This is a genomic window from Salinivibrio sp. IB643 (assembly GCF_001996105.1).
GTDB lineage: Bacteria > Pseudomonadota > Gammaproteobacteria > Enterobacterales > Vibrionaceae > Salinivibrio > Salinivibrio costicola.
Window position 1 is genome coordinate 36989 of sequence record NZ_MUFF01000017.1, and the last position, 21312, is coordinate 58300.

15 protein-coding genes are annotated in these 21312 nt (G+C 50.4%); 11 read left to right on the forward strand and 4 right to left on the reverse strand.

Going from position 1 to position 21312, the window contains the following annotated elements; all coding sequences use genetic code 11:
- Positions 1–30 precede the first annotated feature (30 nt).
- From msbA to kdsB, 4 genes are read left to right on the forward strand one after another with little or no spacing between them, the layout of a single operon-like run.
- Positions 31–1785, forward strand: coding sequence for a lipid A ABC transporter ATP-binding protein/permease MsbA (msbA, locus tag BZG77_RS09095; RefSeq protein ID WP_077647004.1), 1755 nt, complete (start codon positions 31–33; stop codon positions 1783–1785).
- 2 nt (positions 1786–1787) lie between these two features.
- Positions 1788–2780, forward strand: a complete 993-nt coding sequence (gene lpxK, locus BZG77_RS09100) for a tetraacyldisaccharide 4'-kinase (RefSeq protein WP_077647005.1) — start codon at positions 1788–1790, stop codon at positions 2778–2780.
- A gap of 11 nt (positions 2781–2791) precedes the next feature.
- Positions 2792–2974 (forward strand): Trm112 family protein, encoded by a 183-nt coding sequence (locus BZG77_RS09105; protein ID WP_077460625.1) that lies wholly within the window; start codon positions 2792–2794, stop codon positions 2972–2974.
- Positions 2971–3741: a 3-deoxy-manno-octulosonate cytidylyltransferase gene (gene kdsB / locus BZG77_RS09110; RefSeq protein ID WP_077647006.1), complete on the forward strand. Its 771-nt coding sequence runs from the start codon at positions 2971–2973 to the stop codon at positions 3739–3741. The genes BZG77_RS09105 and kdsB overlap by 4 nt, the downstream gene beginning before the upstream one ends.
- Before the next feature lie 129 nt (positions 3742–3870).
- Here kdsB and elyC read toward each other — a convergent pair whose 3' ends face one another.
- Positions 3871–4647: an envelope biogenesis factor ElyC gene (gene elyC / locus BZG77_RS09115; RefSeq protein WP_077647007.1), complete on the reverse strand. Its 777-nt coding sequence runs from the start codon at positions 4645–4647 to the stop codon at positions 3871–3873.
- A 115-nt stretch (positions 4648–4762) separates the two neighbouring features.
- Here elyC and cmoM point away from each other — a divergent pair, with 115 nt between their 5' ends.
- From cmoM to mukB, 4 genes are read left to right on the forward strand one after another with little or no spacing between them, the layout of a single operon-like run.
- Positions 4763–5572: a tRNA uridine 5-oxyacetic acid(34) methyltransferase CmoM gene (gene cmoM, locus BZG77_RS09120; RefSeq protein WP_077647026.1), complete on the forward strand. Its 810-nt coding sequence runs from the start codon at positions 4763–4765 to the stop codon at positions 5570–5572.
- Positions 5569–6933 (forward strand): chromosome partition protein MukF, encoded by a 1365-nt coding sequence (mukF, locus tag BZG77_RS09125; protein WP_021023818.1) that lies wholly within the window; start codon positions 5569–5571, stop codon positions 6931–6933. The genes cmoM and mukF overlap by 4 nt, the downstream gene beginning before the upstream one ends.
- Positions 6914–7645, forward strand: coding sequence for a chromosome partition protein MukE (gene mukE / locus BZG77_RS09130; protein ID WP_021022806.1), 732 nt, complete (start codon positions 6914–6916; stop codon positions 7643–7645). Before mukF ends, mukE begins: the two co-directional genes overlap by 20 nt.
- Positions 7642–12093 carry a chromosome partition protein MukB gene (mukB, locus tag BZG77_RS09135; protein ID WP_077647008.1) on the forward strand — a complete coding sequence of 1484 codons (4452 nt, stop codon included), beginning with the start codon at positions 7642–7644 and terminating at the stop codon, positions 12091–12093. Before mukE ends, mukB begins: the two co-directional genes overlap by 4 nt.
- A gap of 1343 nt (positions 12094–13436) precedes the next feature.
- On the opposite strand, the gene BZG77_RS09145 is transcribed toward mukB, so the two are convergent.
- Positions 13437–15752: a methyl-accepting chemotaxis protein gene (locus tag BZG77_RS09145; RefSeq protein WP_077647010.1), complete on the reverse strand. Its 2316-nt coding sequence runs from the start codon at positions 15750–15752 to the stop codon at positions 13437–13439.
- Positions 15753–15853: 101 nt separating this feature from the next.
- Positions 15854–16351 (reverse strand): GNAT family N-acetyltransferase, encoded by a 498-nt coding sequence (locus BZG77_RS09150; RefSeq protein WP_077577185.1) that lies wholly within the window; start codon positions 16349–16351, stop codon positions 15854–15856.
- Positions 16352–16631: 280 nt separating this feature from the next.
- Between BZG77_RS09150 and BZG77_RS09155 the strand changes: the two genes are divergently transcribed.
- Entirely contained in the window at positions 16632–17492 is an 861-nt protein-coding gene (locus tag BZG77_RS09155) for an aldo/keto reductase (RefSeq protein ID WP_077647027.1), read from the forward strand.
- A gap of 183 nt (positions 17493–17675) precedes the next feature.
- Here BZG77_RS09155 and BZG77_RS09160 read toward each other — a convergent pair whose 3' ends face one another.
- A complete protein-coding gene (locus tag BZG77_RS09160) occupies positions 17676–18173 on the reverse strand; it encodes a MarR family winged helix-turn-helix transcriptional regulator (RefSeq protein ID WP_077647011.1) in 498 nt (165 codons plus the stop codon).
- A 419-nt stretch (positions 18174–18592) separates the two neighbouring features.
- Here BZG77_RS09160 and BZG77_RS09165 point away from each other — a divergent pair, with 419 nt between their 5' ends.
- Positions 18593–19849: an imelysin family protein gene (locus BZG77_RS09165; protein WP_077647012.1), complete on the forward strand. Its 1257-nt coding sequence runs from the start codon at positions 18593–18595 to the stop codon at positions 19847–19849.
- 59 nt (positions 19850–19908) lie between these two features.
- Positions 19909–21306 carry a di-heme oxidoreductase family protein gene (locus BZG77_RS09170; RefSeq protein ID WP_077647013.1) on the forward strand — a complete coding sequence of 466 codons (1398 nt, stop codon included), beginning with the start codon at positions 19909–19911 and terminating at the stop codon, positions 21304–21306.
- Positions 21307–21312: the final 6 nt, after the last annotated feature.

The following is a 21312-nucleotide window of genomic DNA, read 5'->3' on the forward strand; positions in this document are numbered from 1 at the left end:
CGGTCTGTTTTACCCATCAAAACGATTTTAATGAGCGAATATCAAGATAAAACGACCTGGCAGACGTTTAAGCAACTCTGGCCCTATATTGCTAATTACAAACTAGGGTTAATCGTTGCCATTGTCGCCTTGGTAATGAACGCCGCCAGTGACACCCTGATGCTTTCCATGCTCGGCCCACTGCTTGATCAAGGCTTTTCTTACGATGACGTTGAGGGCGATTTCCTTAAATGGATGCCACTTTACCTCGTGATATTAATGTTGGTGCGTGGCTTATCAAGCTTTGTCTCTGCTTATTGCTTATCTTGGGTGTCGGGTAATGTGGTAATGACCATGCGTCGTCGCATGTTTAATCACTTTATGAAAATGCCCGTGAGCTTTTTCGACCAAGAGTCGTCAGGGGCGCTGTTGTCGCGTATTACCTATGACTCCGAACAAGTGGCGTCTGCAACCAGTGGCGCATTAGTGAGCTTGGTGAGAGAGGGCGCATCGATTCTTGGCTTGATGATCTTAATGTTTTGGTCAAGTTGGCAGTTATCCGCCATTCTTTTGGTTATTGCGCCGGTTGTCGCGATTTCCATTCAAGTGGTCTCTAAACGYTTCCGCCGTATTTCGTCGAATATGCAAGATGCAATGGGCTCGGTCACYAGCTCCGCGGAGCAAATGCTCAAAGGCCATAAAGTGGTCTTAAGCTATGGTGGCCAAGACGTCGAGAAAAAACGGTTTGAAAAAGTCAGTAACCGTATGCGTCAGCAAACCATGAAGCTGGTTTCAGCCCAGGCGATTGCCAACCCTGTGATTCAGCTTATCGCGTCAATGGCGCTGGTGGTGGTGCTGATTCTCGCCAACACCGAAGCCATTCGGTCAGAGCTAACGGCAGGGACCTTTGCGGTGGTATTCGGTGCCATGTTTGGTTTGATGCGGCCACTGAAATCGTTAACCAACGTGACGTCGCAATTTCAGCGCGGGATGGCAGCGTGTCATAGCTTATTTAACTTAATGGAACTTGAGACCGAGAAAGAWACCGGCACCCATGAGGCCGAGCAGATTAACGGCGACATTAAAGTTGAAGACGTGGTCTTTACCTATCCATCACGAGAAGCGCCGGCACTGAATCATGTGAGTTTTGAGGTGCCCGCAGGGAAAACRCTAGCACTGGTGGGGCGGTCAGGTTCRGGAAAAAGTACCATTGCCAACCTTTTAACCCGTTTTTACGAGATAGACAGCGGTTCAATTACCTTAGATGGGATGCCGATTGAGCAATATACGTTGAGTAATTTGCGCCAACAGGTTGCRGTGGTGTCGCAAAATGTCCACCTGTTCAACGATACGGTGGCTAACAATATAGCCTACGCCGCGGCCGATCAATATAGCCTTGAGCAAATTAAGCATGCCGCTAAGTTGGCCTACGCAGACGACTTTATTCGCGGTATGGATGAGGGCTACGACACCATGATTGGTGAAAATGGCGTGAGTTTGTCGGGTGGACAGCGTCAGCGTATCGCCATTGCCCGCGCGCTGTTACGTAATGCGCCTGTTTTAATCCTGGATGAGGCCACCTCAGCCCTGGATACAGAGTCAGAGCGCGCGATTCAAGCCGCCTTGGATGAGCTGCAAAAAGATCGCACCGTACTGGTGATTGCTCACCGTCTATCYACCATTGAAGATGCCGATCAAATTTTGGTGGTAGATGAAGGTGAGATTGTTGAGCGAGGTAGCCATCAAGCATTGCTCGCGCACAACGGTGCCTACGCTCAACTCCATCGTATTCAGTTTGGTGACTAAGTATGCTGGATCAACTTTGGTTTGGCCATCAAGGATCCCTTTGGACGGCGCTATTACGGCCGTTTAGTGCTTTATTTGGTTTGRTTGCTCGYCATCGGCGCCGTCAATATTTGCGCGGGAAATCGCCCTGTTATCGTGCGCCCGTTCCTGTGGTGGTTGTCGGTAATATCATGGTGGGGGGAAACGGTAAAACGCCCTTCGTGATCTGGCTAGTGGAGCAACTGAAAGCGCAAGGCTATCGTCCAGGCGTGGTCTCCCGTGGATATGGCGGTAAATCAGAYCAATACCCGTTACTGTTGACGCAAACGACATCGCCGAGAGCCGCCGGTGATGAGCCRGTRTTAATCGCTCGCCGCACYCARGTRCCAGTGTGCGTTGACCCTGACCGCAGTGAAGCAGTGAAGCGCTTATTGCAAGARGGCGTCGATATCGTGGTGACGGACGATGGCATGCAGCATTACCGTTTAGACCGTGATCTTGAAATCGTGATCATTGATGGTCAGCGCCGCTTTGGTAAYGGTCATTACTTACCCCTTGGACCCTTACGTGAATCGATCGATCGCCTCGACAGTGTCGACATGCTGATTAATAACGGCGGCACCACCCAGGGGCAAGAGTGGTCTATGCATTTGGTGGCCGGGCAAGCCACGAACCTTCGAACCGGTCAGGCTTGCCCTGCATCTATGTTACCGGATGTGGTTGCCGTGGCAGGGATTGGTCATCCGCCGCGCTTTTTTGCCACGTTGCAACAAATGGGCGTGACGCCACTGTACAGCCAAGGGATCAATGATCACCAAACCCTCAGCGCTGAGGAACTGGACAGGCTGGCAAAGAAAGGGCAACATTTACTCATGACCGAAAAAGACGCGGTAAAATACCAAGGCATCGCACAAGATAACTGGTGGTATTTGCCGGTAGAAGCGAGTTTGCCGGAGGCTGCSGCCCAGGCTTTACTCGCCAAGATCGAACGTTTGACCAAAAACGCGAACAAATAAAAAGGAACGCTATGGATCACCGCCTGCTTGAAATCGTGGCCTGCCCATCATGCCAGGGCAAATTGTTTTATAACCGAGATAATAACGAGCTGATTTGTAAATTCGATCGGGTTGCTTATCCTATTGTCGATGGAATTCCGGTACTGCTCGCGTCGGAAGCGCGCGATTTATCCTTGGAAGAGGTGCAAGGATGAGTCCGTTTTATGTGGTGATCCCAGCACGGTTTGGTTCAAGCCGTCTGCCAGGAAAGCCATTGGCTGAGATCGCTGGCAAACCGATGATCCAACATGTGTATGAGCGCGCGCAAGCCGCAGGGGCCAGTAAGGTCATTGTTGCAACAGACGACAAACGCATTGAGACTGCGGTACGTGACTTTGGCGGCGACGTATGCCTAACACGTGCTGACCATGAGTCAGGGACTGAACGCTTGGCGGAAGTGGTGGCACAATACGGTTTTGCTGATGATGACATCATTGTCAACGTGCAAGGCGATGAGCCTTTAATTCCGTCTGCAGTGATTGGGCAAGTGGCGGCGAATTTGAATCAGTACCCGCAAGCCCCGATGGCGACCTTAGCCGTTGCGATTGATGACAGTGAGCAAGTATTCAACCCCAACGTGGTCAAAGTTGTCACGGATCAGCAAGGGTTTGCGTTGTATTTCAGTCGCGCCACGATTCCCTGGGATCGTACTCATTTCGAGGCTGAATCTCCCGATATKCCAGACGCTTTACTCCGTCATGTTGGCATTTATGGCTACCGTGCGGGGTTTATTAGTCGCTACATTCATTGGACGCCAAGTCCGTTGGAAAAGATTGAGTCGCTTGAGCAGCTCAGAGTGCTTTGGCATGGTGAAAAAATTCATGTTGCGGTTGCCGCCGAAACGCCACCGCATGGGGTCGATACCCAGGCTGATCTCGAGGCGGTACGTGCGCATATCGCCGCCAATGGTGCAAGCGAGTGACGTTAACAGCCATCAGGTCGTAATCTCCTCGCTTGTCATGGCAATAAACGATAAAAAAGCCGCGAATGTTATCGCGGCTTTTTCCTTTTTTACCCGTTACCTTTCTTGTTATCCGTTGTCTCTTCGCTGTTACTTGGATGCCGGCTGTGCGATCAAATCACGAAGGCGTTGCCAGGCTTGACCGAGCCGCTCGTGCCAATAGCGCTCAAATTGCTCCAAGTATTGGGCGCGAGGGCTGTATTTAATCCATGGCTGTTTGATCTCTTTTTGCGCCATGAAGTTGGTCGGTGCAGGGATGGGATTAAGGCCTGCGCTTTGAAACTCATACACCGCGCGCTCCATATGTGCGGCTGATGTAACTAACACCAGATTACGACTCCCCACCACAGACGCTGCTTGATACGCCTCCTCCCAGGTATCTTTTGCTGTTTCCAGTAACAAGATACTGTTTTTGTTGACACCCAGCGCCATCGCGACACGTGCCAACATGCGGGCGTGGCTCACCTCATAGCCGTGGTCATAGCCCGATAATATTAGTTTGGATGTCGGATACATCCGGTGAATTCGAATCCCTTCGGTCAGACGCATGAGCGCTGTACGCGAGAGTTCAGACGTTGGTGGTAATGCGTCATCTACCACATGACTGTTTCCAAGTACCATTACAAAGTCCACCGGTTTCTCTGTCGGGAGAAAAGCGGTGTATTGACGCTCAAGAGGGCGAAGTAACCCAGAGGCGACCGGTTGAAACGCAGTGAGAAAAATCCCAGCAAACGCGATGAAAATAACAAAAGATGCCAGCCTTTTACGCTGAGAGAACCAAAGCAGGCATAGCCCGAAAAGACCCAAGAGCAACAGCGCGGGCAAGGGCATTATCAAGGTTGAGATAAGTTTTTTTAATTCAAACATGCAATGTCGCCCGAAATATAGTCAAACGAGGCACAAATAATGCCATAAACCTTTATTAACGTAAGGCTTGTGACAGAATAAGCCTTCATACCACTCAATGATAACGAATGCCATTGTGACTGAGGATAAAAATTTCGACGACATCGCCCACAAATTTGTTAAAAACATTTATGGATCGGGCAAAGGCGAAATCCGTCAAGCGGTAATTTGGCACGACATCGAGCAGATGTTGCAGTGCTTTCCGCCGGATCAACCACTCCATATTTTGGATGCGGGTGGCGGCGTTGCACCGATTTCACAACCGCTGGCCGCTCGAGGTCACAGGGTCACTTTGTGTGATCTTTCTTCACAAATGCTCGAGTTGGCGCGTCAGGAGATTGAACAACAGGGCTTACTTGCGCAGTATCAGCTGGTCCACTCCTCGGTGCAGTCYATTGGTGAGCATTTGGCGTCACCCCCGGATGTGATTTTATTTCACGCGGTATTGGAGTGGGTCGCCGCTCCTGAGCAAGTGCTAAAAGATTTGCTCAGCCATTTACGGCCGGGTGGCGTYGCATCCGTGATGTTTTATAACCAAACCGGATTGCTGTTTAAAAACCTCGTMTGTGGCAACTTRACCCATGTTGAACAGGGAATGCCGCACCGTAAACGGTTTAAACTGCAGCCGCCCAAAGGGTTGCAGCCAGACAGTGTCTATCAATGGATGCAAGACAGTGGCATTAGCCTCAAAGGTAAAACCGGGGTGCGCACGTTTCATGACTACATGCGCGATACCAATATTGGTGATTTTACCTTTGAGCAGGTGCTGGCGTTGGAGCAGCAACTTTGCCGCCAAGAGCCGTTTGTGTCTATAGGGCGATATATTCATGTATGGGGGCAACATAATGCCTCCAGCYATCAAGATGAAAACAAGGACAACCGATGAGTGATCAGGCTCAGTCTTCTCAGCATAGGGAAGGCGACGCTCAGACCGTACCGGAATTGGTCAGTTGGGTTAAACACAATAACTTTGCACTTCAGCTGCCGCCCGAGCGCTTGGCATTTTTGCTGGCAATGGCGGTGATGAGCCAAGAGCGCTTAGACGATGAACTGAGCGAACATGAATTAGTCGATGTTTTTCGGCTAGTGAGTGAACAGTTCATGAATGACGAAGGTGGCAGCGTCGGCAACATCGCTTTTCGTGCCAACAATGCCATCAATGAAATGGTGCAAGCGCGCTTATTAAGCCGTTTTACCAGTGAAATGACCGAGGGCGATAGCATTTATCGTCTGACGCCGCTCGCCCTGGGCATTGCGGATTATTATGCGCGCCACCGTGAATACTCGACGTTAAAGTTGTCTGTACAGCTTTCAATGGTTGCGGATGAAATCGCTAAGGCACGCGGTGCGGCAGAGGAAGATGGCGATGCCGCCTTTTGGCGTCATAATGTGTATGGGGTATTAAAATACTCGGTGGCCGATATCTTTGACCGTATCGATCTTAACCAGCGGGTGATGGATGAGCAGCAACAGCAAGTTAAAGACGATATTGCCGCCTTACTTACCCAAGACTGGCAAGCCGCTATCGCTAACTGTGAGCACTTGTTAAATGAAACGTCCAATACGTTGCAAGAGCTGCAAGAAACATTGCAAGCGGCGGGAGATGAGTTACAAAGCCAACTGTTAGAGATCCAGGAAGTGGTGCGGCAACGCGACGAGCTCGAGTTTGTCGATGCCATGGTTTATCGACTGCAGATGAAACTGGATCGGATCGTGAACTGGGGTCAGCAAGCGATTGATTTATGGATAGGTTACGATCGCCATGTGCATAAATTTATTCGAACCGCGATTGATATGGATAAAAACCGTGCGTTTAGTCAGCGTCTGCGTCAATCGGTCTCGGACTATTTGGATGCGCCGTGGTTTTTGACCTATGCGGATGCCGAGCGTTTGCGCGACACCCGTGATGAAGCCTTAGTGTTACGTGATGATGAAGTCACCGGCGATATGCCAGAAGAAGTGACGTTTGAGCAATTGGCTGTGGTTGATGACACCTTGTCACAGAAAGTTTCACAGATGCTCAACCGTCACCGAGAAACCGGACAAGCGATCGATCTCGGTCGTGTTCTCAAAGACTACTTAGCCGAGCACCCCCAAGCTCGCCATTTTGATCTCGCGCGCTTAGTGATTAATCAAGCGGTTCGGATGGGCTATTCCCAATCTGATCTTAACGCGATCCAGCCTGATTGGCAGGCGATTAACGACTTCGGAGCGAAGGTACAAGCGAATGTCATCGATAAATACTGAACAGCCAATGCCAGAGGAACTGGCCAAAGCCATTGCTAACCCTTTATTTCCGGCGTTGGATAGTGCATTACGCGCTGGCCGCCATGTTGCCAGTGACGATTTAGATAACCACGCCTTGCTGATTGAATTTGAGCAAGCGTTAAATATTTTTTATCAGCGCTATAACGCGGAGTTAGTACGTGCGCCAGAAGGCTTTTTCTATCTGCGTCCGCGTTCCACCAGCCTTATCCGCCGCAGTGTCTTGTCGGAGCTTGATATGCTGGTCGGTAAAGTGCTGTGCTTTTTGTATTTGAGCCCAGAGCGCTTAGCCCAAGAAGGGATCTTCACCACGCAAGAATTGTTCGACGAGCTGATGGCATTGGCCGACGAGAAAAAACTGATGAAGCTGGTCACCCACCGTGCCACAGGCTCAGATCTCGACCGCGAGAAGCTGTTTGATAAGGTGAAAACCTCGCTGCGTCGCCTGCGTCGTTTGGGAATGATCTTGCCGATTGGTGAGGGCAATAAGTTTCGCGTTAGTGAAGCCACCTTCCGCTTTGGCGCCGATGTGCGCACGGGCGATGATCCGCAAGAAGCGCAGTTACGCTTAATCCGAGATGGCGAAGCTGTGGTCCATAGCCAAGAACATATTCAATCTAGCTTGCTTGATGATGCGTTTGATCAGGAAGCTGAGACGTCCGCAACACAACACACGGAGGAGCCGACAGCATGAGCCAGCGCGGTAAGTATCAATCACTCACCATGGTGAACTGGAACGGCTTTTTTGCGCGGACCTTTGATATCGATTCACTGGTCACCACGTTATCAGGTGGCAATGGCGCCGGTAAATCCACCACTATGGCGGCTTTTATTACCTCATTGATCCCCGATCAAACCTTACTGCACTTTCGCAATACCACGGAAGCAGGCAGCTCGAGCGCATCTCGGGACAAAGGTTTGCACGGTAAATTGCAACCAGGCGCCTGTTATGCGGCATTAGACGTGGTGAACTCGCGTCAACAGCGCGTGTTATTTGGCGTACGCCTACAGCAAGTCGCCGGTCGAGATAAGAAAGTCGATATCAAGCCATTTATCTTGCAAGGGTTACCGTCCTCAGTCTCACCTACTGATGTCTTGGTGGAAACCTTAAATAACGGCCAAGCGCGAGTGCGTCAGTTAAACGAAGTGAAAGAYGCGGCCGGTGCGTATGAAACCGCGCATTTTAAAGCGTTTAGTTCGGTCACTGACTATCATGCGCAAATGTTTGAATTTGGAGTGTTACCTAAAAAGCTGCGTACGCAACAAGATCGTGGCAAATTCTACCGTCTGATCGAAGCGTCTTTGTATGGCGGTATTTCCAGTGCCATTACTAAGTCACTTCGTGAGTACTTATTGCCACAAAATGGTGGGGTTAAAAAAGCCTTCCAAGACATGGAAGTGGCGCTAAAAGAAAACCGTATGACGCTGGAGGCGATTAAAGTTACCCAGCGCGATCGGGATTTGTTTAAGCACCTGATCACCGAGGCGACCCATTATGTGGCTTCAGATTACATGCGCCATGCCAACGAACGTCGTACCAAGCTCGAACAGGCTTTGTCTTTGCGGGCTGAATTAAACGCCGCGCAGCAAACCTTACAGCAAAAACAGCAGCACGCTGAGGCCATGCGTGCCGAATTAAGTGAGTTGGAAGCCGGACAAGATCATCTTGAGCAAGATCATCAAGCCGCGGCGGACCACTTGCAACTGGTGCAATCGGCGATGCGTCAGCAAGAAAAAATCCAGCGTTATGAAGAAGACTTGCTTGAATTGTCTGAGCGACTGGAAGAGCAAATCATGGTGGTGGAAGAAGCCACGGAACAGCTCACCGAGGCCGAGTTACGGGCGGCACAAAGCGAAGAAGAAGTCGATAGCCTGAAAACGCAACTGGCGGACTATCAGCAAGCGCTAAATACTCAGCAAACGCGATCTTTGCAATATCAGCAAGCTGTAACGGCGCTTGAAACAGCCAGACGTCTCACCGACGATGACGCCTTAACCGTCGATGAGGTAGGGGCCTGCTTGCAAAGGCTCAAAACCGAAGAATCAGAGCAAACGGATCGCGTCTTGTCGCTTAAACACAAGCGGGATCTGGCATCGGCAACGGCCAATCAGTTTGCGCAAGGATTAAGCTTATTACAACGCATTGACCCGTCAGTGGCCCGGTCCGAGGCAGGAGAAAAAGCCAAGTATTGGGTAGAGCAGGGGCGCACCCGTCGCTATCTCGCCGACAGCCTCTCACAACGCCAATATGAACATCGCGAATTAACCCAACGTGTTGAGCAGCAGCAAAAGGCTAGCCACCTGGTGTTAGACTATCAGGCGTTAACCGGGGAGCGCCTGGCTGATAGTGATGCCGTGGAGCAAGCTGTTGCCTTGCAACAAGAAAAACGAGAGACCTTACAGCAAGAAAAAGAGGCTCAAGCCGAGCGGCTGCGCGAGTTGTCACGTACCGAGGCAGCGATTGATGCGGACATTCGCGAGCTTGAAGGCAAAGCGCCCCGTTGGTTTGCCGCCAATGAGGCGTTGACCAAACTCGAAACCCAGACCGAGCAAACCTTGGCGGATAGCCAAGCGGTGATGGACGCCATGCATGCCACACATGAGTCGGTGCGTCAGCAGACCCATCATCAAGAGCAGCTTGCCCGCCAAAAAGCCGAGATAGAGCGGGCGATTGAACAGCTGGCGCAACCTGGTGGCAGTGAAGATTCGCAATTACAAGGACTGGCAGAGACGCTTGGCGGAACCCTGCTCTCTGAGATTTACGACGATATTACCTTAGAAGATGCCCCGTATTTTAGCGCTCTGTATGGTCCAGCGCGTCATGCGATTGTGGTGCCGGATCTGAAAGGCGTAAAGGAGAAGCTGGCTTCGCTTGACGCGTGCCCAGATGATCTTTACATCATTGAAGGCGATGCGGACGCATTTGATGATCGCGTGTTTGATGCTCAAGAGCTGGGCGGTGCGGTATGTGTGCACCTGAATGATCGGCAAATGCGCTATTCACGCTTCCCAGAGACCCCGCTATTTGGCCGTGCGGCTCGTGAGCATCGGCTTGAGCAGCTCAGAGCACAACGTGATGCACTGGTAGAAGATTACGCGAAGGCCTCGTTTGATGTGCAAAAGTGGCAGCGTTTATCGCAAGCGTTTAGCCAATTTATTGCGGAGCACCTAACCGTTGCCTTTACTCCCGACCCTGAGCAAGCGATAGCGCGCTGCCGTGAAAAACGCGTGCAAACCCAGCGCGCGATAACTGAGAGTAAACAGACGCTGACGCAGCATGAGGCTGAGGTTTCACGTTGTCAGCAAGCCCTGCAATGCCTTGATAAGCTGCGTTACTGTGCCGACGCCCTGGCAGAATCCGAACTTGATGTTCGCTTGCAAACCGCGAATGACAACCTGCACGTGGCGGAAAAGGCCAAAACGTTTATCCAGCAGCATGGACAGACGTTGGCGTCCCTAGAAGGATACTTGGCCACATTGGAGAGTGATCCTGAGCAGTTTGATAAGTTGGAGCAAGCCTATCAAGAAGCGGATGAAGCCTTACAAGCGATTAAGCAACAGCTATTTGCCGTCGCCGACTTAGCGGAGCGCCGTCCTCATTTTGCCTATCAAGATGCGGCAGAGATGCTGACGCAAAGCAGTGAGTTAAACGAGCAACTGAAGGCCAAACTAAAAGACGCAGAGCAAGTTCGCCAACGTGAGCGTGATGCGCTAAAGCAGGTACAGGGGCAAAATAGCCAGTATCAGCAGCTGCTCGCGTCGCTTAAAAGTGCCCATCAATCCAAGCAAGAGACGTTGAACGAGTTTAAACGTGAATTTGCCGAGTTGGGTGTACAAGCGGACGAAGAAGCTTTGATGCGCGCGCAGCATCGTCGCGATACCTTGTATGAGCACATGCACCAAGCACGACAGCGACATAGTGAGCTGTCACGTGGGATCACCTCGTTAGARATGGAAACCAAGTCGCTGACCAAAGAGCTGCGTAAATCGCTCAAGCAGTATAAAGAACTGCGTCAGTTTGTGGTCAATGCCAAAGCAGGCTGGTGCAGTGTATTACGGATTGCGCGTGATAACGGCGTTGAAAAGCAACTGAACCGCCGAGAAATGGCGTATATGTCTGCCGAGGAATTGCGCTCACTGTCGGATAAGTCGTTGGGTGCCTTGCGCCTTGCCGTGGCCGATAATGAAATTTTGCGTGATGCTTTACGCGCGTCAGAAGATATCGGTCGRCCTGAGCGTAAAGTGTTGTTTTACGTTGCGGTTTATCAACATCTGCGCGAGCGGATCCGCCACGACATTATTCGCACCGACGATCCRGTTGAAGCGATTGAAGAGATGGAAGTGGAGCTTGCGCGCCTGACCGAAGAGCTCACGCAGCGTGAGCAGCGCTTAGCGATCAGCTCCGAGTCGGTCGCCAATATCATTCGTAAAACGATTCAGCGTGAACAAAACCGGATCCGCATGCTCAACCAAGGGTTGCAAAGTGTCGGGTTTGGTCAGGTKAAAGGCGTGCGTCTCAATGTCTCGATTCGTGACACYCATGCGCAGCTACTGATGGGCTTGGCCGAGCATGCCGATCAACACCAAGACTTGTTCGGCAATCCAAACCTRACCTTCTCAGAAGCGATGGCGAAGTTRTTCCAACGCCTGAATCCGCATATCGACATGGGGCAGCGTTCACCACAGACCTTAGGCGAAGAGTTGTTAGATTATCGCAATTTCCTCGAATTAGGCATTGAGGTGAATCGTGGTACCGACGGCTGGCTTAAAGCGGAATCYGGTGCGTTGTCGACAGGGGAGGCCATTGGTACCGGCCAGGCCATTTTGCTGATGGTAATTCAAAGCTGGGAAGAGGAATCACGGCGGTTACGCGGTAAAGACGTGATCCCATGTCGTTTGCTGTTCCTTGATGAAGCCGCGCGTTTGGATGCTAAATCGATCTCGACCTTGTTTGAGTTGTGTCATCGTTTGGATATGCAGCTGTTGATTGCCGCACCGGAAAACATCAGCCCAGAGCAAGGCACCACCTATAAATTAGTGCGTAAGATCTTTAACGATCGTGAGCATGTGCATGTGGTTGGTTTACGTGGTTTTGGTGAGGAGAAGCGTCAAGCGCTTGCGCAAGAGCCCGTTCTTGAGTAGCACCGAGAACTCGTCTCTCTGATCCGGAATAGGAAGGCCAGCATCAAACGCTGGCCTTATCAGTGATAGAGCATATTGAAGTCTGTTCGAAGCCTCAATTGGCGCTATTGATTTTGGTGATATAAGTCCAGTGTGGTATCGGATTTAAACCGATAAATGACATGATCAACCCCTAAGAGTCGTTTTCTCAATACTCAGGATAGCGATAACTATTTCTTGCACGCACTTCACAGTTTAGCCAATGCTAACCTAACGATGACAACAAACCTATCCAAAAACCTGGTCTATTCAGTAGAATTGCTCGTTCCCACGCTCCTGCGTGGGAATGCATACAATGACAAAATTTATACATCGATGGTGCCATTGGCGTAGGTGACACAAGCCCCAGCACGATGATGGATAGGTGCACATTGCCAACGGGCGCCTGTCACGATCGGCGCTAATTTTAACACCGGCGCCAACTTTGACCTTAATCTCCGATGGCGCCGTGCAACGGGCGCGCGGCGCAAATCACACCAAGCTTGTACGATCGAGTTGGCGCTTATGCCGACCTACGCCTGATTTATACATCGGTGGTGCCATTGGCGACGATGACTCAAGGCGTTAATATTTAACCTCGATGGTGCCATTGGCGTTGGTGACACAAGCCCCGGTAAGATGTTGGATAAGTGCACATTGTCAACGGGCGCCAGTTGCACTGCGCCTGTCACGATCGGCGCCAACTTTGACCTTAATGTCGGATGGCGCGCAGCGCAAATCACACCAAGCTTGCGCGATCGAGAAGGCGCTTATGCCGACCTACGCCTGGTTTATATATCGGTGGTGCCATTGGCTACGATTACTCGTTCCCACGCTCCTGCGTGGGAATGCATACAATGACAAAATTTATACATCGATGGTGCCATTGGCGTAGGTGACACAAGCCCCAGAACCATGTCAATAATAGTGCACTATGCCGCCTGGGCGCCTGTCACGATCGGGGTCAAATTTGCCCCGGATGTCGGAGGCGCGCTTCGGCTGGGTATACACGACTAACACCGCACTGGCGCTTGTCCGACCTACGCCTGATTCGAGAACTTGAATACAGAGCGCTTCGCTTACGGAGTACGGAAAGAGCAGGACTGTGCGCGTATTGAGGCGCTTGCTCTTTCTGTACTCTGTATTCTGTATTCCGTTTTCCGTGTYGCTTGTAACATTCGATGCCAACATTTGACACCGATGTCGGAGGCGCGCTTCGGCCTCGATGTGCAAGATTGCTAATGTGCCCCCGGCGCTTTTTCGGCCTACGAGTTTGATAGTCAGGGAGGCAATATGCCTCCCTCTACACATCATGGTGGGATATATTATTCGGTTTTAAAGTGACCGATGGTATCCGCCAATCGCGCAGAACGTTGGCTTAAGCCGGTGACGGTTTCTGCCGTGTCATGCGTACGTTGCGAGACAGTCTCTGCTGATTGTGCAATGTCTGTGATGCTTTCGCTAATCTCCGTTGTGACTTGGGTTTGCTGCTGTGTGGCATTGGCGATGTGTGAGGTCATTTGATTAATTTCGGTGACCATGTTGGCAATATCCACCAAGGCGGCGTTGTTTTGCTGACAGTGGTTCACACAAACTTCCACGGTTTGGCTGGTGGTATCCATATCCGCCACCGCTGACTGCGTCTCTTGGCGCAGTGCGGCAATTTTATCGCGAATACTTTCGGTGGAGTCCTGGGTGCGAGAGGCAAGGGTACGTACTTCTTCAGCGACCACGCTGAATCCACGGCCTTGTTCGCCGGCACGGGCGGCCTCGATAGCAGCATTCAATGCCAACAAGTTTGTTTGCTCGGCAATCGCTTGGATCACATCGAGCACGGTGCCAATTTCCTCACTTTGCTGCGATAAGCGGCTCATGGTCGCCGTGGCGGCGTCCATACTCGATGACAACGTGCGGATCTGTTCCACCAGATCGTTACCAATTTGCGAGCCTTTATTCACCGCTTGGGTGATATCGTCTGATGCGGCTGAGGCTTGATCGGCGTATTGCGCGACATCCGTGACCGATGTAGCCATTTCCGTCGCCGCTGAGGCCACTTGATGGGTATGCTTGACCTGGTCGGTAACGCGATCGTGCATGGTGACTACGTCTTGGTTAATATCGTTAGCGGCTTGCCCAAGTAATCCAGATGCTTGATGCGCTTCTTGGATCACGGTTTGGAAGCTGGCAAACATCTGATTGAGCGAACGGCCGAGCAGCGCCATTTCATCTTTACCTTTATCTGGCAGCCGTTGGGTTAAATCCTTGTCTTCGGCGATCGTCTTAATCCGTGTGGTCACCGCAATCATGGGTTTAGCAATATTGCCACCCAGTACATAACCAATCAGTATCGCGACACCCACCAGAACCAGCGATGTGAGCACGGTGGCGTTTAAAATAGTGTCTTTCATGGTCGTCACTTGGGCAAGCGCTTCTTGTTGACTAATTTGATTCACTAACGCCCAGCGCTTTCCAAATACATCAATCGGCGCATAAGCGGTATAAACGGTTTGGTTGCGGTAGCTTTTTTCTTCCCCCGTGCCTGTTTGGCCCGCGAGCGCCTGGGCCACACTTGGAGAATCGATTGGCATTTGTCCAGCCGCGGTGTCAGTGAAGTCGATGCGGTTAATCAAACCGGGTTTTACGCCATTGGTGCGCAACAAATTCAAATAGGCCGATTTATCTTCTTGTAACGCGCGTGCCTCGGTACGGAGAACCTTGTCTGGCCCCACCATAAACATTTCGCCCGTCTCACCAAATCCGGCAGATTGCCAATGCCCTTGGCCACTTATGACACCGCTTAATCGTGCGATAGGCAATTTAAAGATCAGCACCCCTTGGGTTTCGCCGTTTTCAACAATAGGGGTAGCGATAAATGAAGCTGGCTCGTCATAGCTGGGAAAATAGGGGCGATAATCAACAAAACTAATGTCGCCTGCTTGCGCGTCGATAGCTTCTAAATACGCATCTCCCATCCCGCTGGTGGCGTAGGGACCGGCAAACAAACTGGTGCCAAAATCGATTTCTTTCGCCACCGAATAAACGATACGACCGTTCGCATCCGCTAATAAAATATCCTGGTAGCCAAAGGTTTCGGCAAAACGGTGATAGTTGGGATGGTACTGGGTGTGAACCTTATCGTAGGTTGACCCGTCATTAGTGGTAACTAACTTGTCTTTCTCGCCCAAAGGATGCGGGCTACCACTGATGTAAAATTGTTGCAGTGTACGCGTGGCGGGGGCGAGCGCGGCGAGGTTGGAACGAGCGTTGGCATTCGTATCGTTAAGCGCCTGGTAGGCATCACCAAAGGTGTCGGTATAGTAATCCTGCAGGGCGCGGCGTGACGCGCGGTCGGTCCGTACTTCACGGCTGTAGCGCAAATAGGCCTGGCTAAATGCGTCAACGGCATTTTCAGTCATGGTTGAATCGGCCATTGATGTCAACTGTTGACCGATAAATGAAAAATAACTGCTGAGCTCTGATTGTTTAGCTTCACGGACTGCTTTGAGCTGGCTAATGGCTTGATCTTGCATCTGGTCACCAAACAATGCAGTGGTGCGATTGGCGAGCACTGCTGCGGTGGCGAGAATACAGATAACACAGGCGGAGATGATTGCCGCAGATACCTTTGTGCGAACTTTCATACTACTAAACTCCTGAACGTCGTGACGACGGTATCAAATGAGGGCACTGTAACGGTACATGGTGAAGAGGGTGGGGCTTATTCAACAGGCCAACAGCATGCTCAAACGGTCAGATCACACTCGAGCATGGCGACACTATGGTATTGGCCGAACTTTTCACCGACATCGTTAAGTTGGCCAACTTGCTGAAAGCCAAAACGACGATGAAGCGCCAGTGAAGAGGGGTTGGGGAGTGTGATCAGCGAGTAAGCACGGCGAAGATCTTGCTCTCGCATACCCTCGAGCAAAGTGCGCATCAACTGTGAACCGATACCGCGACCGCCGGCATCAGGCGCGGCGTAAATCGTGATCTCTGAGGCGATATGAAAAGCCTGTTTAGCGTTGAACGGCGTGTTGTAAGCAAACCCAACGATTTGTTGATCTTGCTCTGCCACCCAAGCTTGATAGCGGGAGGACGGATCAAATTGCGCAAACCAATGTTCACGCTCTTGCTTTTGCCAAGGGGCTAAATCGAACGTGATCGCAGTGTGGGTGATGTAATAGTTATAAATGGTATTGATCGCGTCACAATCACGCAACTCCATGCGTCGAATAAGCATTTTCGCTTCCTTTTTGCTTTTTTGCACCGCATAAGATACCGAAGTTCGTCCCATTCGCCAAGTATTGATGACAAATTGCTCAGCTTTCGTTCAAACGCGTGGTACGCAAAAAATCAAAAATTGAGAGAAAACAAACTATCTCGTTATATTAATAAAAAAGGGATTGTGACGTGAAATAGATCGGACTAGCATGAGATCTTCACTTCTCGGCATATAAGGACGCGTTTTGTCAGAGTTTAAAGCGACATCCATTTCTCCGGTCGGCCCGTTTTTCTCGCCTATGGTGCAGGGATACTGGCGATTAGATGATTGGCAGATGACCCCGCAGCAGCGGCTTAGTTTTCTCAAATCCCATATTGATTTGGGAATTACAACGGTTGATCATGCTGATATCTATGGAGACTATCGCTGTGAAACCTTGTTTGGACAAKCGGTAAAATTGGATCCGAGTGTGAGAAAATCGATCCAAGTTGTCTCCAAGTGCGACATTAAGTTGGTCAGCGAGGCGGCCCCTAATCGTAAAATTAATCATTATGACACCAGCTATCATCACATCCTGGAGTCGGTGGATCATTCACTGAAGCGTTTAGGGGTGGAAAAGCTCGACGTGTTATTGTTGCATCGCCCTGATGCATTGATGGACGCGGATGAAGTGGCAGAGGCATTTACAACGCTTCGCTATCATGGAAAAGTCGCGCACTTCGGGGTATCAAACTTTACGCCGTCACAATTTGATTTATTGCAATCTCGCTGGGACGAATCGCTCGTCACTAACCAGGTTGAAATCAACCCGCTACGTTTTGATGTGATCCACGATGGCACGCTTGATCAGCTTCAGCGTCTTCAGGTAAAACCGATGGCGTGGTCGTGCCTTGCCGGCGGCGAATTATTAACGGGAGAGTCACAACAAGCTGTCCGTGTGCGCGAAACGCTTAGCGCTATTGGTGAGGAGTTAGGCGGCGCGAGTATCGATCAAGTGATTTATGCTTGGGTGATGCGCCATCCATCGAAACCATTACCCATTATAGGCTCGGGGAACATTGAGCGAGTGAAAGCCGCTAAACAGGCTTATGATCTTAAATTAACGCGTGAGCAGTGGTATCGCATATGGGTCGCGTCGAAAGGGCATAACGTGCCTTAGAGCGAAGGTGTTGGTCATTCGTGCGAAGACGTTGATCAAGGGAAAAATCAACAGACGGTACGTGCTGCCGTCTTTTTATTTTCCGATGAGCAATGGCGACAAAAAGCGTTCAATCCATGGCTTTTCTGGCGCCTTGCTGGCAGGTTGACCGGTGGAGACGTCCTGTTTACCCGCCGGTAGCTGTTATTTTTTAGCCTGAGACATGGAGTGATGCGATGTAAGCGCAGATACCTCTAGCATCGGTGCGGCATCAATATCGTCTGCATTCATCATTGATGAGATACGCTGGACAGAAGACAGCAGCAGAGATTGTTCCCATTCTTCTAGGTTTTGAAAGCGTGAGATAAAGTTCTCCTGCAGTGGCTTAGGGGCTTGCTCCAATGCCGCTTCTCCTTGTTCGGTCAGGTGTGCGTGCACTTTACGCTTATCAAGCTCGCTCCGGACACGCAAAATCAGCCCACGCTTTTCTAAGCGGTCCAAAATGGTGGTTGCTGTGGCCTGGCTCATGTTGGTATGGACAGATAACTTACGAATCGTTACTTGACCAAGCTCTTTAATCGCACGCATCAGTACCAATTGGGGGCCAGTGATCCCCGATACTTTGTTAAGCTTTCGTGAATACAAATCGATTGCGCGTATAATTTGCCGCAACGCGACCAGTACTTCTTCGTGTTTTTCCATTACCTCACCTCCACCGGAAAAAATTGCCCCCGAAACTTACAATACCCGCGGTTGTAGTGCAAAGAGATCGAGAGAAAAATCGATGATTTATGTTTGTTTCAACGAGCGAATAATCGACGTGCTTTCAGTCTATTATNGTCTATTATAACCATTAGAGTTCAAATTAAATCTAATTTATTGTTATTTTTGACTGTTTCAGTGAGTAAAGGAAAAAAATGGCCTTTAGTCATCGGTTTACCTAAATAACAGGTCGGATGTGCATTGCAACGTATTGCCATCAACACACATAGCATAGCCATCGCTCCTCGCGTAATGAGAAAAATTCTTTGTTGCATTTCGTAACATTATGCTTAGAATTCTTTCTTACAAACGATAATGGTTATCATAACCGTTCATATAAAGCGAAGGRCAACACGACTATGGAATTGACACCGTTTAAGCGCAACCTGATTGCGCTCTCACTATTTGTGGCCCCATTTGGCGCTAATGCGGCGACCCAACAAGAGGTCGTGGCACATTATGCAGATATTGCTCACGCCGTTTTTGCTGATGCTCACACAACCGCGGTTGAACTCGACAGTGCACTGAACGCTTTTGTTGCCGAACCTTCTGAAACAACCCTTCAGGCAGCCAAAAAGGCGTGGCTAGATGCTCGTGTGCCTTACCAACAGTCAGAAGTTTTTCGCTTTGGCAATGCCATTGTCGATGACTGGGAAGGACAGCTCAATGCTTGGCCCTTAGACGAGGGGTTAATTGATTATGTCGCGGATGGCTATCAGGCAGAACTCGGTAATGCCGGAGCGACAGCTAACATTATTGCGAATCAGCGCATTCAGATTGGTGCCACCGATCTTGATGTTACTGATATCACGCCGACACTGCTCGCAAGTTTAAATGAAGTGGGCGGCTCAGAAGCCAATGTGGCATCGGGCTACCATGCCATCGAGTTCCTATTGTGGGGGCAAGATTTAAACGGCACCAACGCAGGAGCCGGTGAGCGCCCTTATACCGATTTCGCCTATGGTGAAGCCTGTACCCATGACCATTGTGATCGTCGTCGTGATTACTTGAAAGCGGCTGCCGATCTATTGGTTGATGATCTGGCGTGGATGCGTGATCAATGGGACGCGGGTAACAAAGATAATTACCGTGCGAGTCTGCTTGCCGATTCAAGTGAGAATGGCCTACGCAAAATGCTATTTGGTATGGGATCACTGTCGTTAGGTGAACTGGCGGGCGAGCGAATGAAAGTCGCGCTAGAAGCCAATTCAACCGAAGATGAGCATGACTGTTTTTCTGACAATACGCACAATTCGCATTTTTATAACGAGCAGGGCATTTACAATGTCATGACGGGGACGTATCGGCGCGTGAATGGTAATACCTTATCGGGACCGTCAGTCCTTGATTTGGTTAAAGATAAAAATGTCGATGCCGCAGAGGCAATTAAAGCCAGCTTTGATCAAGCCCAGCAGCAAGTTAAAACCTTGGTTGTTTCTGCGGAGGACAACAACGTGCATTTTGATCAGCTGATAGCTGCTGGTAATAGCGAAGGGAATCAACTAGTCAACGCATCTATCGCAGCGCTGGTGGATCAGACCAAGCATATTGAACAAGCGGCGAAAGTGATTGGTATTGATAACCTGAATCCAGACACCGCTGATCACCAATTCTAAACGACATATTACTCTAGTTAGCCCCGTGGTACGGGGCTTTTGCCTTGTCAGGATATACTATGAAGCCCAATGTCATTGCTTACCTTAACTTGACATGCCTTACTTTTTTGGTGACCACCTCTGCACTTGCATTTGAGCGCACATCCGGTGGGGGAACAACCGTTATCAAGGAAGGACCGAACGCCTTTTCCCAACCTGCCGCTAACTTGCCGATGAGTGAGCGCATTGATTTCAGTGTCGGTAATAGCTTTTTTCGCAATCCTTGGGTCAGTTCACCGGCATCAACGGATGCCCGTGACGGCCTTGGCCCGTTATTTAATACTAATGGCTGCCAAAATTGCCATATCAAAGATGGGCGAGGCCATCCTCCATCGCCAGGTGATATCAATGCCGTTTCCATGTTGGTTCGGCTGAGTGTGCCAGCGATGAGTGAAGCGGAAAAACAAAAGCTGATCCAATATGGCAATATTCCAGAGCCCAATTATGGCGGCCAACTTCAAGATTTTGCCGTACCAGGCGTCAAGCCAGAGGGCAAAATAGCTGTCAGCTATCGCGAAGTACCGGTGACCTTTGAAGACGGTGAGACAGTGACATTACGCCAGCCAAACTTAGCCATTACAGACCTTAATTATGGTCCGATGGCAGAGAATGTGCAGCTGTCAGCGCGGATTGCACCACCGATGATAGGTCTGGGGCTACTCGAGTCGATCCCCGCTGAGGCGATCTATGCGTACGCCGATCCTGAGGATGCCAATAGCGACGGCATTTCCGGGCGCCCCAACCAAGTGTGGGATATTGACACACAGCGTACCGCACTGGGAAGGTTTGGGTGGAAAGCCGGATTACCTAACGTGAATCAACAAAATGCAGCCGCTTTTAATGGCGATGTCGGGCTAACAACGTCGATGTTCCCTCATCATAACTGTATGCCGTCGCAGTCGGTGTGCGACGATATGCCCAATGGCGGCGATCCCGAAGTGAGTGATAATATTCTCGGCTTTGTTGAATTTTATGCTCGCCATCTCGCGGTTCCCGCGCGTCGCAACATCCAAGACTCGCAAGTCCAACGAGGGCAAGAGATGTTTATTAGTGCCGGATGTAACGCTTGTCATGTTGAGTCGTTCACAACAGCAAAACGTCCTGATCTGGCGGCACTGAGTGAACAAGAAATTCACCCCTATACCGACTTACTGTTACACGATATGGGAGAAGGACTAGCGGATCACCGTGGTGAGTTTATTGCGAACGGCCGAGAATGGCGAACGGCACCACTTTGGGGGATTGGTTACACCAAAGAGGTTAATGCTGATGGTACCTACTTACATGACGGCCGCGCCCGAACGTTGATGGAAGCCGTTTTATGGCATGGTGGCGAAGCCGATGGCGCCAAACAGCGTGTACTGGCGATGCCAAAAGCGGACCGTGATGCGCTGATTGCATTTTTACGCTCATTATAAAAACAC

Excerpts from the sequence above, each read along its gene's own strand:
- BZG77_RS09165 (WP_077647012.1), top strand. The coding sequence starts at position 18,593 with ATGGAATTGACACCGTTTAAGCGCAACCTGATTGCGCTCTCACTATTT.
- BZG77_RS09150 (WP_077577185.1), bottom strand. The coding sequence starts at position 16,351 with ATGCTTATTCGACGCATGGAGTTGCGTGATTGTGACGCGATCAATACC.
- BZG77_RS09105 (WP_077460625.1), top strand. The coding sequence starts at position 2,792 with ATGGATCACCGCCTGCTTGAAATCGTGGCCTGCCCATCATGCCAGGGC.
- mukF (WP_021023818.1), top strand. The coding sequence starts at position 5,569 with ATGAGTGATCAGGCTCAGTCTTCTCAGCATAGGGAAGGCGACGCTCAG.
- BZG77_RS09160 (WP_077647011.1), bottom strand. The coding sequence starts at position 18,173 with ATGGAAAAACACGAAGAAGTACTGGTCGCGTTGCGGCAAATTATACGC.
- elyC (WP_077647007.1), bottom strand. The coding sequence starts at position 4,647 with ATGTTTGAATTAAAAAAACTTATCTCAACCTTGATAATGCCCTTGCCC.
- BZG77_RS09170 (WP_077647013.1), top strand. The coding sequence starts at position 19,909 with ATGAAGCCCAATGTCATTGCTTACCTTAACTTGACATGCCTTACTTTT.
- BZG77_RS09145 (WP_077647010.1), bottom strand. The coding sequence starts at position 15,752 with ATGAAAGTTCGCACAAAGGTATCTGCGGCAATCATCTCCGCCTGTGTT.
- mukE (WP_021022806.1), top strand. The coding sequence starts at position 6,914 with ATGTCATCGATAAATACTGAACAGCCAATGCCAGAGGAACTGGCCAAA.